Source organism: Rhizobium sp. RU36D (genome assembly GCF_900176345.1).
Classification (GTDB): Bacteria; Pseudomonadota; Alphaproteobacteria; order Rhizobiales; family Rhizobiaceae; genus Allorhizobium.
The window spans coordinates 52,526-68,117 of sequence record NZ_FWXU01000007.1 but is presented as its reverse complement, the minus strand read 5'-3'; the positions used below and the strand labels follow the sequence as shown (position 1 = coordinate 68,117).

Genomic DNA, 15,592 nt, shown 5'->3' with positions numbered 1-15,592 from the left:
CCCGCTCGATGCCGCAATGGGGAAGACCGCGTGACGCAAGGTCGACGGATAGCGCTGTTCTTGGTGGCCGCTCTCGGCTGCCAGACGATCGAGGCGCAAGCCTCGGTGATCTGCGACAAGCTGCGCGCCAGTCTCGCCTCTGCACCCGTCGTCACATCCAACAGCCGCGAAGCCCGCCGCTATTCGAGTGCCGTCACAAAGCAGAATTTCGAGATCCGGAAGGCGCGGCAGGACATGCAGCGCCTGAACTGCGGCGGCAGCATCATTACCTATGGCAGCGACGGCAAGAACGCCTGCAACGAGCTGTCGACCGCGCTTCAGCGCATGGAAGACAACAAGCGCATCCTGACGCAAAAGCGCGACGCGCTGCTCGGAACGATATCAGGCGGTCCCGCGCGTTCGCGGCTGCTCGCTGCACTCGATACCAATGGCTGCAATGCCGAGCCGACCAGCGAGGTGACCCTTGCGCCAAGGCAAATGCAGGGCCCGCAGCTGCCGCGTGCCTTGACCTCGGTACCGGATTTCTCCCAGACGGCAGCGATCGGTAGAGAATACACCCTACCACACCCAGAAGCGAACCTCGACGGCAGCCGCCAGGGGCAATTGCGCACCATGTGCGTCAGCACCTGCGACGGTTCGTTCTTCCCAATTTCATCCGCGGCCTCGCCACTCAACTTCCGCCGCGACGCGGAGCAGTGCAGCCAGATGTGCCCGGGCACCTCGACCGAGCTGTTCTATCACCAGCTGCTGACGCAGGAGAGCGCCGATATGGTATCGGCGGTCACCGGCGAGCCCTATCGCAGCCTGCCGAACGCCTTCGCCTATCTGAGCCGTCCGCCGGGCGAAAAGCCTGCCTGCAGCTGCAATCTGGCGGACTATCACCGCCGCGTGCTGCAATCCCAGAAGCCCAAGGACGAGCCGCAGCAAAGCTATTCGGCCATCACCGAGATCCGTGGCACCATGGAGCCCGCCGCCAAGGCGCAGTCCGATATCCCACAGCCTCAGGAACGTGCCTATGACCCGAGCCGCGAAAAGGTTCGGCGCGTCGGCCCCGCCTTCCTGCCGGCTGAAACCAGCAGCATAGACCTGCGAAACCCCGCGTCACCGGGACCGCAGCCGCTGCAGCAATAGCTTGGTGCCAAGTCTTTATCCGCGTGACCTGCCCCAGGCTTCGTCAAAGACCAGTTGCTCAAGCGGCAGGCGCTGACGCCAGCCCTTGATCGCCAGCTCCGGCTGGTCATAGAGCGCATCGACATAGCCGAGGCAAAACCAACCGATGATCTCGATGCTTTCGGGAATGCCGAGGATGTCGCGCAAATCCTGCTGGTGGAAAATGCTGACCCAGCCGATGCCGATACCCTCGGCACGGGCTGCCAACCACATGTTCTGCACGGCACAGACGGTGGAATAGCTGTCCATGCGAGCGTTGTGGGTCCGTCCCAGCACCAACGGCCCGGCGCGATCGGGATCGCAGGTGATGCAGATGCCGACAGGCGCCTTGCGGATACCCTCAAGCTTCAGCGAGCGATACCGCGCCTGCTGCTCGTCGGCAAACATCGCGGCGGCCTCGTCATTCGCCCTGCTGAACGCCTGCCACACCGCTTCCCGCCGCTCGGCGCTGCGCACCACGATGAAATTCCAAGGCTGCATGAAGCCCACGGACGGCGCCGCATGCGCGGCCTGCAACAGGCGCTGCAACACGTCGTCCGGCACCGGATCATCCAGGAACTGGTCGCGCACATCGCGCCGCGTCATGATGGCACGGTAGACGGCCTCACGGTCATCCTCCGAAAAGGCACTGCTCGCGACAAGGTGGCGATGAAACTGGTCGGACAATCTAGATAACCCCATAAGCTGAAGCCTCGCCACCGGGCATCGGTGGCAAGCCCTGTTGCGGCCTCGCCCACCGTCCACGCGGGCCAAACCTATCAGCATCAGGCCGGTCTTCTGACTTGGCATCACCTGCCGGCCGCAGCCTTCCCGGTTTCGTGAACCAGTGGCCGGCCCCTCATACGGGGAACCTGTGCGGCCAGGCATCCGCCTTACAGCGTTGGGCACGTTCCGGATTTGCGCCGGATTCCCGATTCTCCTGCTCTTTCGAGCCGGCACCTGACGTTGACATGTTTATCAGCGTGTCAGAGGCAGGCAAGCCAGGAATGCGACATCGAAAATCTAGACCGGAAAATACCGAACATAGGCGAACGAGCTGCCATCGGGCGACCAGTTCGGCACGTTGATCGATCCCTGCCCGCCAAACAGCGGGAACAGGGTTTCGAGATCCGAACCATCGGGGTTCATCAGCCGCATCAACACATCGCGGTCGCGCGGATGGTCGAAGACATCAGGAGCATAGGAAATCAGCAATACCTTGTCGCCGCGGGGCGAAGGATGCGGGAACCAGTCGCCAAGGTCGTCATGGGTCAGCCGCTCCAGCTCCGAGCCATCGGTGCGCATCCGCCAGATCTGCATCAGGCCGGTGCGGCTGGAGTTGAAGTAGATCCATGTACCACAGGGCGAATAGTCGGGTCCGTCGTTCCGTCCCTCGCCGTGGGTCAGCCGCGTCTCCTCGCCGCCATCAACCGGAATGGTGTAGATGTCGAAGAGGTCGTTGCGGATGCCGCAATAGGCAAGGGTCTGTCCATTGGGAGACCAGCCGTGCCAGTAGGATGGCGTCAGCGCGGTAACCTGCCGCGGCACGCCGCCTGCGGAAGGCAGCACGTAAATGCAGGATTTTCCGTGCTCCACCTTGTCCGAGATCACGATCTGGATGCCATCGGGCGAAATGCCGTGGTCGTTGTTGATTTGCGTGGCGAAGCCGAGATCGATCTGCTGAAGCTGTGGCAGGCCATCAAGCGCCAGCCGGTATAACCCGCCATCGCCGTTGACCAGCAAGGCCGCACCATCAGGCGTCCAGTTCGGCGCCTCGATCAGAAGCTCCGTCTGGAAAACCACCCGTGTCTCGCGGGTATCGATATTGAAGATCTCGACCGAACTGCGCATGCCACACCCTCCCCGGTGTCGCCACGGCCGCCTCAGCGGTCGCGGAATCTGTTGGTGATCGGATAGCGCCTGTCGCGCCCGAAGTTTTTCTTGGTGATCTTCACGCCCGGCGCCGACTGCCGGCGCTTATATTCCGCCAGATAGAGCAGATGCTCCACGCGGTGAACCGTCGCGATGTCATGGCCACGCTCGACGATATCCTCGACGGACATTTCCTTCTCGACCAGGCATTCCAGGATATCGTCCAGCACGGGATAAGGCGGCAGCGAATCCTGGTCGGTCTGGTTGGGGCGAAGCTCGGCCGAAGGTGCCTTGGACAGGATATTGGCCGGAATGACCTCGCCTGAAGGTCCGAGAGCGCCCGGTGGCACATGCGTGTTGCGCCAGGCCGACAGGGCGTAGACCTGCATTTTGTAGAGGTCCTTGATCGGATTGAACCCGCCATTCATGTCGCCATAGAGCGTCGCATAGCCAACGGACATTTCCGACTTGTTGCCTGTCGTGACGACCATCGAGCCGAACTTGTTGGAGATCGCCATCAGGATCGTACCACGGGTACGGCTCTGCAGGTTTTCCTCCGTGATCCCCGCTTCGGTGCCCTCGAACATATCCGCAAGCGAGGACAGAAACCCTTCCACTGGCTCTGAGATCGGCACGATGTCGTAATGGCATCCGAGCGCCTTGGCGCAGGCGGCAGCGTCGGTGAAGGACTCCTCCGAGGTGTAGCGATAGGGCAGCATGACGGTGCGGACACGCTCTTCGCCAAGCGCATCCACGGCAATCGCCGCGCAGATGGCCGAATCGATGCCGCCGGACAGCCCGAGCACCACGCTCTTGAAGCCGTTCTTGTTGACGTAGTCGCGGAAGCCCAACATGCAGGCGCGGTAATCGGCTTCTTCTCCCTGGGGAATATGGGAGAGCGGCCCCTGATCGCAACGCCAGCCATCGCTCTCGCGCCGCCAGGTGGAAATGAACAGCGTCGCCTCGAACTGGCTCATCTGGAAGGCCAGCGTCTTGTCGGCATTGAAGCAGAAGCTCGCGCCGTCAAAAACCAGTTCGTCCTGTCCACCAAGCTGGTTGGCATAGACCATCGGCAGGCCCGTCTCGATCACCTGCTTCAGCACCACCTGGTGGCGGATATCGACCTTGCCGCGGTAATAGGGCGAGCCATTGGGGACCAGCAGCATTTCGGCGCCTGACTCGGCCAGGGTTTCGCAAACCCCGAGGTCACCCCAGATATCTTCGCAGATCGGAATGCCGATGCGCACGCCGCGGAAATTCACCGGACCCGGCATCTCTCCCGCCACGAAGACGCGCTTCTCGTCGAACTCGCCATAATTCGGCAGATCGACCTTGTCCCGGATCGCCACGATCCGGCCTCCGTCAACCACCGCAATCGAATTGTGCCTGCCCAGATCACCCTGGCGCGGAAAGCCGACAATGATACCCGGACCACCATCCGCCGTATCGGTCGCAAGCTCCTCCACAGCAGACAGGCAGGCCGCCAGGAAGGACGGTTTCAGCACAAGGTCTTCCGGCGGGTAGCCGGAGATGAAGAGCTCCGTCATCAACAAGAGGTCGGCCCCTTGCGACGCGGCCTCGCGGCGCGCTTCGCGAATGCGGGCGAGATTGCCGGCGACATCGCCGACAATGGGATTGAACTGGGCGGTCGCGATGCGCAGAATGTCGGAGCGTGTGTTTTCGGTCATGTGCACCAAATAGCGCGCCGCGCGGTCCTGAGCAACGAAATGATGGCAGCATCGGCAATTCCTCCCGCAAGCCCCACACCTCATCCCGGCCTTCATTGTCCCGGCAGAATGTTATTGTCAGTTTGGCGCTCCGTGGAATATGCCATCTGCCACCGAAACCAGTGGGGCGCCCATGCCGATATCGCCAGATCAACTGCACAAACATCTCGATACCGATGGCAAGGAGCTTGGCGAAACCGAACGCATGGTCCTGCGTCGGGCTGTAGAGCGGCGTACCGTGGCGACCGATATCAATGCCCAGATTCGGGCCGAAGCCGGTTTTGGCGACCGCCTTGCCGATGCGATCGCCCGGATCGGCGGTTCTTGGAGCTTCATCATCAGCTTCGGCCTGTTCCTGGTCGTCTGGGCGGTGACGAACACTTACTTGCTGGCGGCCGATGCCTTCGACCCCTACCCCTTTGTCTTTCTAAATCTGATCCTGTCGATGCTGGCAGCCATCCAGGCACCGATCATCATGATGTCGCAGAACCGCCAGGCGGAACGCGATCGGCTCGAGGCGCAGAAGGACTATGAGGTCAACCTGAAGGCCGAACTGGAGGTCCTGTCCCTCCACCAGAAGATCGACATGCAGGTGCTGAAGGAACTGGCCGAGATCAAGCTGCAGCTGGATCAGCTGGCAAAACGACACGAATAACAGCAATGATATCTTCACCGGGATCGTGTAGCACCTATATATGGGTCGGTATGCTGCCGCTGACGGCGCGGCAAAAGCGAAAGAATGGCCCTTGGGCTCATGCACATGCATCAACTGAACAGTGAACATGATTTGGTCCGCGGACCGATGTCACGCCAGCAGATCCTGACCCATGCTGATTTCCCCGCAATCGAGCGGCGGATAGCAGGCCATTTGATTGCCATACACGACAAAAGCCCGCGACTATCTCGGCTTAAGGCGTCGCATCGCAAATGGCTGATGACCCACGCGCTGTTTTCCCTGTCGCTGCAGAGACAACCGGATGACCCGCTGTCCGGACTGACGGCGACACGGTTCATTGAAACCGTGATGAAGCTTGGGGCAGCCAGTCGCAATACCGCGACGGCCTATCTCGCGGAGCTTGTCGCTTACAAGTTTCTTCGTGATGTCCCAGACATTCCAGACCGGCGAGTGAGGGTGCTCGAGACCACGGAAGCCAGCTTTACGGCCATGCAAAGCTGGTTTCAGGGCCATATGGCCTGCCTCGACAAGCTTGACGGCGGCAATCGAGAGGCGAGCTGCCAGGCGGACGAGCGCATCTTCCGCATTGCCCAACCGCGCGCTGCGGCCATGTTGATGAACGATGACGTCTGGCTGGAGCCGGCGGAAACCATCGGGCACTTCCTCTGGTCGGACTTTGGTGGAATGGTGCTCCACGACCTGATCACCCGCATCGAGCATTATGACCCCAATGCAGAACGCGTCGAGATCGCGCCATTTGCTCTTTCAACGATCAGCGAAAAATACACCCTGTCGGCAACCAATCTGAAACGCATGTTCCAGAAGGCGGAATCGGAAGGGCTGATCGGCTGGGAACTGCCGCGTCGTCGCGGCAACATGTGGCTATCCCGGCAGTTTCTGCATGATTATTTTAACTGGCAGGCCGCAAAGTTTGCCGCCCTGGACGAAGCCTATCACTACGCCATCGCCAGGATTGAAAACCCCGGGCTCCGAAGCTGGCAATCAGCCTGATACGCCCGATATAGGCTGATCACTAGCACGTCAAAGAGCCGGCATTGAAAAACGGGCCGGCTGAGATTGCCGACCCGTTCCAGAAAGTATTTCTAAGCTGCACCAGGTCCGGCGACCTTTTCGATCGCCGCGACCACATCATGCTTAGCCGTTTGCGGCCGCCATCATGCGCTTTTCATCACGACCGCCCTTCATCCGCTCTGCCAGCAGGAAGGCCAATTCGAGCGCCTGATCGGCATTGAGGCGCGGGTCGCAATGGGTGTGGTAGCGATCCTGCAAAGCCTCGGCCGTCACCGCACGCGCACCACCGGTGCACTCGGTCACATCATTCCCGGTCATCTCGATATGAATGCCGCCGGGATGCGACCCTTCCGCGCGATGGATCTGGAAGAAGCTTTCGACCTCCGACAGGATCCGGTCAAACGGACGGGTCTTGTACTGGTTAAGCGTGATCGTATTGCCATGCATCGGATCGCAGGACCAGACGACCTTGCGCCCTTCCCGCTCGACCGCACGGATCAGGCGCGGCAGATGGTCGGCCACCTTGTCATGACCGAAGCGGCAGATCAGCGTCAGGCGTCCGGACTCGTTGGCCGGGTTCAGGATATCGATCAGGTTCAACAAATCGTCGGCCTGGAGCGACGGACCGCATTTCAATCCGATCGGGTTCTTGATGCCGCGGCAATATTCCACATGCGCATGATCCGCCTGGCGCGTGCGGTCGCCGATCCAGATCATATGGCCTGATGTGGAGTACCAATCGCCAGACGTCGAATCGACGCGGGTCAGAGCCTCTTCATAGCCCAGAAGCAGCGCCTCGTGGCTGGTGAAGAAGTCGGTTTCGCGCAGGTTCGGGTTGTTTTCCGAGGTGATACCGATGGCCTTCATGAAGTCCATGGTTTCGGAAATACGGTCGGCAAGCTTGCGATAGCGCTCGGCCTGCGGGCTGTCCTTCACGAAGCCCAGCATCCAGGTATGCACGTTTTCCAGGTTGGCATAGCCACCCATCGCGAAAGCACGCAGCAGGTTCAACGTCGCGGCGGACTGGCGGTAAGCCATGATCTGCCGCTCCGGATTCGGAATGCGCGACTCTTCATTGAACTCGATGCCGTTGATGATGTCACCGCGATAGCTCGGAAGCTCGACATCGCCCTGGCGCTCGAAATCGGATGAACGGGGCTTGGCGAACTGTCCGGCAATACGCCCGACCTTGACCACCGGCAACTGCGCACCGAAGGTCAGGACGACGGCCATCTGCAGGAAGGCGCGGAAGAAGTCGCGGATGGTGTCCGCGCCATGTTCCGCAAAGCTTTCGGCACAGTCACCGCCCTGCAGGAGGAAGCCATTGCCGTCGGCCACTTGTCCCAATGCCTTTGTCAGGCGACGTGCTTCGCCGGCAAAAACCAGCGGCGGAAACTTGGAAAGACGACCTTCCGCTGCCGCCAGCGCGGCTTGATCCGGATAGGCCGGCACCTGCTTGATCGGCTTTTGCCGCCAGCTGGACGGGTTCCAATTCTGTGCCATCTTCTCTTCCTGCTCTCGTCGTGCGGCCGTCAAGGGGCCGTTTTGGATGGGGGCTTATAGCTCCTAATATTTACCTTGCAAAGTCGAACTTCCAGATTGCTGCTGATTCCCGGATGCACGTACCAGTCCGTACATGGGATTTTCTTATAGGCTCTTTGGGCCGCCCACCGCCAAGCTGGTCGCGCATCGTCGAGGGCAAAATATGGTTCAAATGGAAACGCAGTGAAGTCAATGCGTTAACCAAAATGACAAGACCACTTGACCGAATGTCTCCCGTTAATTTCCACTAAACGCGCGGCCTGATATGGCTGAGACCATGGGTCGAATGATGCGACCGTAGCACGTCATGAAGACGTATCGTCATCACAACGAATACAGGCTTCGGCATGCGTATGTCTGCAAACCGGTTCGCCCGTGATCGCTCGGGCAATTTCGGCATTATCACGGCTCTCGTAACCGTGCCTCTCCTGACCGCCGTCGGGATGGCGCTCGACTTTGGCTATGCGATAGACCAACGCAACGACCTGCTTGCGGCTGCCGATGCCGCCGCGGTTGGCGCGCTCGCAAGCCAGTCGGTCGGCGTTCTGGCTGCCCTGCAGATGGAACAGGACGGCGTCATCAAGGTTGGCGAGGAAGATGCGCGCAAGTTCTTCCAGGGACAGACCGCCAAGCAGGTTGCGGCCGAAGGCCAAGGAAAGAACGAGGACACGGAGGGCGTCAGCCTTTCGGGCCTTGATGTCAGCGTCACCAAAAAAGGTGCGGATCTCAAGTCCGAGGTCAAATTCACGGCGAAGGTTCCCACGACCTTCCTCCGGCTGATCAACCAGAACTACATCACGATCTCAGGCTCTGCTACGGCGGTGTACAACACCGGCACCTATATCGACTTCTACATGCTTTTGGACAACACGCCGTCCATGGGCGTTGGCGCCACCGACAGCGACATCGCGACGATGGAACGCAACACGTCGGACAGCTGCGCCTTTGCCTGCCACCAGTTGGACAAGTCAAACAACTACTATGCATTGGCGAAAAGCCTTAAAGTGCAGATGCGCATTGACGTCGTGCGCCAGGCAACCCAGCAGTTGACCTACACCGCCGCCGACACCATGCGCTATCCCGGCCAGTACCGCATGGCCGTCTATACCTTCGGTAGCTCTGCCGAAAGCACCAAGCTGACCCAGGTGGCATCCATGTCCACCGATATGGCGGCGGTACGAAAGTCGGCTGACGCCATCGACCTGATGACGATCCCGTACCAGAACTATAACAATGACATGGCGACCGACATCGACGAAGCCATGACCAGCCTCAAGACGATCATCAAGAAGGGTGGCGGTGGCGCCAGCAAATCCGATCCGCAAAAGGTCGTCTTCTTCGTGTCGGATGGTCTTACGGACAGCGCCAAGGCCGGCAAATGCACAAAGAAGACCACCAACGGCACCCGTTGCCAGGAGCCGATCGATTACTCCTTCTGCCAGCCGCTGAAGGATGCGGGCATCAAGGTCGCGGTGCTTTACACTACCTACCTGCCGCTGCCGAAGAACGGTTGGTACAATAATTGGATCAAGCCGTTCCAGAGCGAGATCGCCAAGAACATGGAATCCTGCGCCAGCCCCGGCTTCTATTTCGAGGTGAGCCCGAGCGAGGGTATCTCGGATGCGATGACGGCGCTGTTCCAGAAGATCGTCAGCACCCCGCGCATTTCCAGCTGAGTTTCGACAGACCAAATTCAAACGGGCGCCGCGGCGCCCGTTTTCGGTTTCGTCATCTTGTCCTCAGACCCGTTCGCCGTTGCGAATGCGGTAGCTGGGGTTGTACATGGTGACCAGTTCCTCGGCCGCCGTGGGATGAACGGCCATGGTGCGGTCGAAATCATCCTTGGTGCAACCGGCCTTCAAGGTAATACCCAAAAGCTGCGCCATTTCGCCGGCATCATGGCCCAGCACATGGGCGCCCAACACCTTGCGGTCGGCGGAATTCACGACCAGCTTCATGATCATCTTCTCCGCACGACCCGAAAGCGTTGCCTTCATCGGACGAAACTGCGCGCGATAGACTTCGATTTCAGGGTAGCGCTTGGCGGCCTCTTCTTCCGAAAGACCGACCGTGCCGATTTCCGGCTGCGAGAACACGGCCGTGGCAATCAGGTCATGGTCAGGCGAGGTCGGGTTGTTCTTGTATTCGGTCTCGATGAAACACATGGCCTCGTGAATGGCCACCGGCGTCAACTGCACCCGATCGGTCACGTCGCCAAGCGCGAAGATATTCGGCACATTGGTTCGCGAATACTCGTCGACGATGATGGCGCCGCGCTCGTTGAGCTTCACGCCGGCCGTCTCAAGGCCGAGCCCAACGGTATGGGGATCGCGACCCAGTGCTAGCATGACAGTGTCAACCGCGAGCGTGCCGCTGTTCTTGGTCTCGGCATGCAATCCGCCGGCCGCCATTTTCTCCACCTTGGTGATCACATCCTGGCAGATGATGCGGATACCCTTGGCTTCCATCGCCTCATGCAGGCCCTGGCGCATGTCGTGATCGAAGCGCGAAAGGATCTCCTTGCCGCGATAGATCAGCGTCGTATCGACGCCCAGCCCATGGAAAATATTGGCGAACTCGACGGCGATATAGCCGCCGCCTGCGATCAGGATCGAGCGCGGCAGGCTCTCCAGATGGAAGGCCTCGTTGGAGGAGATGCACAGTTCATAGCCCGGCAGCGATGCATGCGGATTAGGTCCGCCGCCGACGGCGATCACGATCCGCTCGGCCGTCACGATCTGGCCCGTCTTCACGATGCGCACGCTGTTGGGACCAGCCAGTTCCGCGCGGCTTTCGATGATTTCGGCGCCCGCATTCTCAAGACCGCGGCGATACAGGCCTTCCAGCCGGGTAATTTCCCGGTCCTTGGCTGCGACCAGTGCCTTCCAGTCGAACTGGCTTTCACCGACGGTCCAGCCATAGCCGGCGGCATCCTCGAAATGCTCGTGATACTGGGAGGCATAGACGAATAGCTTCTTCGGTACGCAGCCGCGGATAACGCAGGTGCCGCCAAACCGGTATTCTTCGGCAATCGCCACGCGCTTTCCGAGCGACGCCGCGACGCGCCCTGCCCTGACACCGCCAGATCCGCCGCCGATGACAAAGAGATCATAGTCGAATGTCGGCATGGGAGGCTCCTGGGATAATTCGTAACGGGGATGCAATAGCAACGCATATAGGCGCTGCAGCAGACATGCGAAAGCCCGGAAGGGCGTTCCGGGCTTTCAAAATACTGAAGCTATGATGATCAGGGCTTCGGTGCGGGCGCTTCGGCCGGAGCAGCAGGCGCCTGACCGGCACCGGCCGCTGCATCGGCCGGGGCACTTGCGCCAGCAATCGCCAGCATCGCCTGGTTCGTGCTGTTTTCCAGGTCGCGGCGAATGCCGGATGCCCAGATTTCAGCTGCACGAACCAGTTCGCGGGTTACGATCGGTCCATCCGTCAGAAGCTTCTTGCCGGCATCGCTGGTGTAGAAGGCTGCGATTGCGTTGAGTTCTTCCGGCGTAAAGGCCTTGGCATAGACCAAAGCGGCTTCCCGCTCCAGATCGCCGCGGCGGCCGGCAAGTTCCAGGGCCTTGGAGTCAACCGTCTTGAAGATCTCGTCCTGGAAATTCGGATAGGCCTGGATCAGCTGCGCCTTCAAACCTTCAGCCAGGTTCGGCAGGATGCCGTCGAACTGGTTGGTCACACCAAGTGCGGTGATTGCACTGCGGGCCGCCTGCAGATGCGCTTCCGGAATTTCCTGAGCCTTGGCGGCAGCGGCAAACAACAGCCCACCGGCAACGATGACGGCCGTCGCAACGCCGCCGAAACGCTTCGAATTGAACATGAAACTCAGTGCTCCTGTCTAGTGCTTTGCCTCGATCACGCGCGCTCCCGCCGGACCGGCGATGATGGCAAGCGTGGCCAGGTTGATGAACAGCCCGTGTTCGACGACGCCGGGTATGGAATTCAATGCGATTGCCAAGGCCTCTGCATCAGGAATGCGGCCAAAAGATGCGTCGATTATGTAATGGCCGCCGTCGGTGGTGAAGACTTCGTCATCCCCTCCCCGCAGGCGCAGTTCGCCGGAAAGTCCGAGCTTTTCCGCGGCCTTCTCGATGGCGATCCGGGTGGATGTCAAACCGAAGGGATTGACCTCCACCGGCAGGGCAAATGCGCCGAGCGTCGGCACGACTTTGGACTCGTCGGCGATCACGATCATCCGCGACGAGGCCGCAGCAACGATCTTCTCACGCAACAAGGCACCGCCACCGCCCTTGATCAGGCGCAGCGCTCCGTCAACCTCGTCGGCGCCGTCGATCGTCAGGTCGAGCTCGGGAAGTTCGTCCAGCGACTTCAGCGGCACACCGAGTTCCAGGCACAGCCGCGCGGTGCGCTCCGATGTCGGAACGCCCTCGACCTTGAGGCCAGCCGCCACCTTCTCCGCGAGGAGACGGACGAATTCCTCGGCGGTCGATCCGGTGCCGATGCCCAGTCTCATGCCATCTTCAACGTAATTGAGTGCCGCCTCTGCGGCCTTGATCTTCATTTGGCGGGCGTCCATGCGCCTGCAACTCCCGTCTGTTTTGATCGTGATGCTGTTTACACGGCTCCCGACGCAAACGAAAGCCCCTTTGATGACGCCAAAGCCGTTGCATTTTTTCCGGCCATACCCTAACGCCGAAGCCCCGTGCAAACGTCCAGGAGACCAAAGGCAAATGGCTGATCCGATCATCGTTTTCGACCTCGACGGCACCTTGGTGGACACCGCCCCCGACCTGATGGCCAGCCTGAACCACACGATTGCCGCGGCCAGCCTTGAGCCCGTGACCTATGATGATCTGACGCACCTTGTCGGCCATGGGGCCCGCGCCATGATCGAGCGCGCCTTCACGCTCCGCCAGGCGCCACTCTCGTCTGACGATCTCGACCGGCTGATGGCGCGCTTCATCGACCACTACGGCGCCAACATGCCCGGCGACAGCAAGGCCTTTCCGGGCCTGGTCGAGTCACTGACGCGGCTTTCGGATGCCGGCTACCGGCTTGCCGTCTGCACCAACAAGCTGGAGCGCTTCGCCGTCACCCTGATTGAGAAGCTGGGCTTGGCCCCGCACTTCCAGGCCATTGCCGGTGGGGATACGTTCCCGGTGCGCAAGCCCGACCCGCGCCACCTCACCGATACGATCGCGATGGCCGGCGGCGATCCGCAGCGTGCCGTCATGGTGGGCGACAGCATCAATGACATTCTTGCGGCCCAAAATGCTGGCATCGCCTGCATCGCCGTGCCCTTCGGCTATTCCGATCCGCCGGTAGAACAGTTGGGTGCAGATGTGCTGATCACCCATTTCGATCAACTGACGCCGGAACTGGCTGCCCGGCTCATTGACGAGAAGCGTGCCGGAGCCGCCTGAGGCTCCGGCAGCCTGGTTCAGCTGCGGCCGCTTCGCGATGACGTGATCGCCGCAAACGCCTTCATCGTATGCGCATCCCGGTCGTAGACATCGGCATAGAAGTGCAGGCCACCGGCCTCATCCGGCCATGCCGTGAAGTAGGAGACATAGACCGGGATCTTCTGCGGCACGGAAACTGCCCGGTTCTGGCCCGATGCAATCTGCTTGCCGATCTCCGCCACGGTCGTCCCCATGACGGCAGCCGCCATCACGCGTGGTTCGGCCAGACGCACGCAGCCATGGCTGAGTGCGCGCATGTCGCGCTGGAAGAAGCTCTTCGACGGCGTGTCATGCATGTAGATCGCATGCGAGTTCGGGAACAGAATCTTCAACTCGCCCAGCGCATTATCGCCACCCGGCGGCTGGCGCACATCGACATTGGGATTGGTGTTCCAGTTCACCTGGCTCGATGCAACCTTGCGGCCGCCATGGCTGACTTCATAGCCGAGCCGGTCGAGATAGCTCGGATCGGCCCTCAGCTTCGGCAGCATTTCATTGACGATGATCGACTGCGGCACACCCCAATAGGGGTTGAATTCGACGGTCTCGATCTGATCCTGGAAGAAATAGGTCTGGTTGGACTTGGAGCCAACCACGACACGCATCGCGATCTGCTGCTTGCCTTCGTTGAAGTAGTAGGCCTGGAAGGCAGGCTGGTTGATGAAGACGAAACGCGACCCGAGATCGTCAGGCAGCCAGCGCCGCTGTTCCATCGAAACGATCAGCTTGTTGATCTTCTCCTGATTGGTGTCGCCCACCAGCTTGCGAATGGTCGCCTGACCGACGACGCCATCGGGCTTGAGGCCGTTTTCCTTCTGGAAGCCTTCGACCAGCGCCACGAGTTCAGGCGTGTATTGCGGCGTACCGGCATAATTCGCCAGGGTCACGGAATGCTCGACTTTGAGCGCATCGGATGCCTTGCGGCCAATCGCCTTGATCACGTTGGCAAGCTCGGGATCATCCTTGCCAGGCTTCAGCACCGTTCCCGGCGCAATGGTAATCGGCGCTTCGCCACCCACATTTTCGGCACGCAGGCGGACAAGCTCCGCCTTCATGGCCAGGAACTGGGTATTGTCAGGGTCGCGGGTGCGAAGATAGGCCGCCACGTCGGGGCTCAGCCGCAGCATGTTCAAAACGGGCTTCAGGTTGACCGTCTTGCGCTTGAAGTCATGATAGCCCGAAAGCTTGTTGGGATCGACCCGACCCCGCTCCGTGTCCTGCACATAGGTCAAGACCTTGGCCGACAGGGTCAGCTCGAATTGCATCAAGGCAAGATCGCGGGCCGCCGGATCGGTGATTGCCGACAGGTCGGGTGCGGTGACGGCATAGTCTTCGGCATCGAGCCCGACGTCGCCGACAGCCGCGAGCGCCGTGATCGCCGCCTGCGCCTTAGGCGAAATCTCACCCGCCTGCACCCAGATCAGGGGTCGGCCAGAGCCATAATAATCCTCGATCGCCTTGGCAATCTCATCGGGCGCCGACACCTTGACACCGGCCATTGCGGCCCGGGGATCAGCAGCCGGGGCAGCTGTCGACGACGTCACGGTCGCATCGGCAGCCGGCGCAGCCACGAACTTGGCCGTCTGGATGACGCGCAGCGCATCGGTCTTGTAGGTATAGTAGCGCGGTCCGGTGATCTTCGGCAGCGGATCGGGATCGCTGATCGCCCCTTCGATCTCCTGAGCGGTGCCACCGAACAGCGGCTTGCTGGCGCCTTGCGTCTTGTTGGCCGCCGGGCCGCCTCGCAGCAGGTCCATGAGCGTCGTGGCGCCAGCATCGCCGACCGGCAGGCTGATGGCGGACACTGCGGATAGTAGGCCTGCGGCGAGAGTTTTCCTGTTCATCTGCATCGTCATTCCCGAGAGTGATGTGGACGGCCCATCGACCCGTTCCAGCCTTGGCGCGCAGCACTAGCCGAACACTTTGGCATTGGGAAGGAATCGTTTCAGAGCCTCGGCGATTCGTCGCCTCAACTTTATGTGACGCCCCAGTCGAGACCGAGCGCGAATTCATTCAGTCTGAAAATGTACTTAAGAATTGATTAAATTCTTCATCAAGCGTTGCCTGATATCCACATCGACGCCAGCACCGCAACTCGATCCCGAAGGTAACCTTGTGTGGATAACATGAATTTAATTATCATGATTTCATGATCCGGTTGC

At 60.5% G+C, this 15,592-nt stretch carries 13 protein-coding genes and 1 riboswitch; of the genes, 5 read left to right on the top strand and 8 right to left on the bottom strand.

The features are described 5' to 3' along the window. The first annotated feature begins 30 nt into the window (after window positions 1–30). Window positions 31–1,131, top strand: coding sequence for a DUF2865 domain-containing protein (locus B9A97_RS10795; protein ID WP_143530410.1), 1,101 nt, complete (start codon window positions 31–33; stop codon window positions 1,129–1,131). A 15-nt stretch (window positions 1,132–1,146) separates the two neighbouring features. On the opposite strand, the gene bluB is transcribed toward B9A97_RS10795, so the two are convergent. The 3 genes from bluB to B9A97_RS10780 form a co-directional block, all read right to left on the bottom strand. Continuing rightward, entirely contained in the window at window positions 1,147–1,836 is a 690-nt protein-coding gene (gene bluB / locus B9A97_RS10790; RefSeq protein WP_244564182.1) for a 5,6-dimethylbenzimidazole synthase, read from the bottom strand. Between the two features lie 83 nt (window positions 1,837–1,919). Further along, window positions 1,920–2,128, bottom strand: a riboswitch (cobalamin riboswitch). Window positions 2,129–2,172: 44 nt separating this feature from the next. After that, window positions 2,173–3,000, bottom strand: a complete 828-nt coding sequence (locus tag B9A97_RS10785; RefSeq protein ID WP_084365339.1) for a TolB family protein — start codon at window positions 2,998–3,000, stop codon at window positions 2,173–2,175. A gap of 32 nt (window positions 3,001–3,032) precedes the next feature. Further along, on the bottom strand, window positions 3,033–4,709 hold the full coding sequence (locus tag B9A97_RS10780; protein ID WP_084365338.1) for an NAD+ synthase: 1,677 nt from the start codon (window positions 4,707–4,709) through the stop codon (window positions 3,033–3,035). A 172-nt stretch (window positions 4,710–4,881) separates the two neighbouring features. Between B9A97_RS10780 and B9A97_RS10775 the strand changes: the two genes are divergently transcribed. Next, window positions 4,882–5,403, top strand: a complete 522-nt coding sequence (locus tag B9A97_RS10775; protein WP_084365337.1) for a DUF1003 domain-containing protein — start codon at window positions 4,882–4,884, stop codon at window positions 5,401–5,403. Between the two features lie 279 nt (window positions 5,404–5,682). Then, window positions 5,683–6,435: a hypothetical protein gene (locus tag B9A97_RS10770; RefSeq protein ID WP_244564181.1), complete on the top strand. Its 753-nt coding sequence runs from the start codon at window positions 5,683–5,685 to the stop codon at window positions 6,433–6,435. A 144-nt stretch (window positions 6,436–6,579) separates the two neighbouring features. Here B9A97_RS10770 and B9A97_RS10765 read toward each other — a convergent pair whose 3' ends face one another. After that, complete coding sequence (locus B9A97_RS10765; protein WP_084365336.1) at window positions 6,580–7,959, bottom strand: class II 3-deoxy-7-phosphoheptulonate synthase; 1,380 nt, start codon at window positions 7,957–7,959, stop codon at window positions 6,580–6,582. A gap of 386 nt (window positions 7,960–8,345) precedes the next feature. Here B9A97_RS10765 and B9A97_RS10760 point away from each other — a divergent pair, with 386 nt between their 5' ends. Further along, window positions 8,346–9,674 (top strand): TadE/TadG family type IV pilus assembly protein, encoded by a 1,329-nt coding sequence (locus tag B9A97_RS10760; protein ID WP_084365335.1) that lies wholly within the window; start codon window positions 8,346–8,348, stop codon window positions 9,672–9,674. Between the two features lie 63 nt (window positions 9,675–9,737). Here the strand turns inward: B9A97_RS10760 and gor are convergent, their stop codons facing one another. From gor to rpiA, 3 genes are all read right to left on the bottom strand, one after another. Continuing rightward, window positions 9,738–11,126 (bottom strand): glutathione-disulfide reductase, encoded by a 1,389-nt coding sequence (gene gor, locus B9A97_RS10755; RefSeq protein WP_084365334.1) that lies wholly within the window; start codon window positions 11,124–11,126, stop codon window positions 9,738–9,740. 119 nt (window positions 11,127–11,245) lie between these two features. Further along, window positions 11,246–11,827 (bottom strand): DUF2059 domain-containing protein, encoded by a 582-nt coding sequence (locus tag B9A97_RS10750; RefSeq protein ID WP_084365333.1) that lies wholly within the window; start codon window positions 11,825–11,827, stop codon window positions 11,246–11,248. Window positions 11,828–11,845: 18 nt separating this feature from the next. Next, the gene (gene rpiA, locus B9A97_RS10745) at window positions 11,846–12,544 is read right to left on the bottom strand and encodes a ribose-5-phosphate isomerase RpiA (protein ID WP_084365332.1); all 699 of its coding nucleotides are present in this window, start codon (window positions 12,542–12,544) and stop codon (window positions 11,846–11,848) included. A 154-nt stretch (window positions 12,545–12,698) separates the two neighbouring features. Here rpiA and B9A97_RS10740 point away from each other — a divergent pair, with 154 nt between their 5' ends. After that, a complete protein-coding gene (locus B9A97_RS10740; RefSeq protein ID WP_244564180.1) occupies window positions 12,699–13,391 on the top strand; it encodes an HAD family hydrolase in 693 nt (230 codons plus the stop codon). Between the two features lie 17 nt (window positions 13,392–13,408). Here the strand turns inward: B9A97_RS10740 and B9A97_RS10735 are convergent, their stop codons facing one another. Beyond that, entirely contained in the window at window positions 13,409–15,280 is a 1,872-nt protein-coding gene (locus B9A97_RS10735; RefSeq protein WP_084365525.1) for a L,D-transpeptidase family protein, read from the bottom strand. Between the last annotated feature and the right edge of the window lie 312 nt (window positions 15,281–15,592).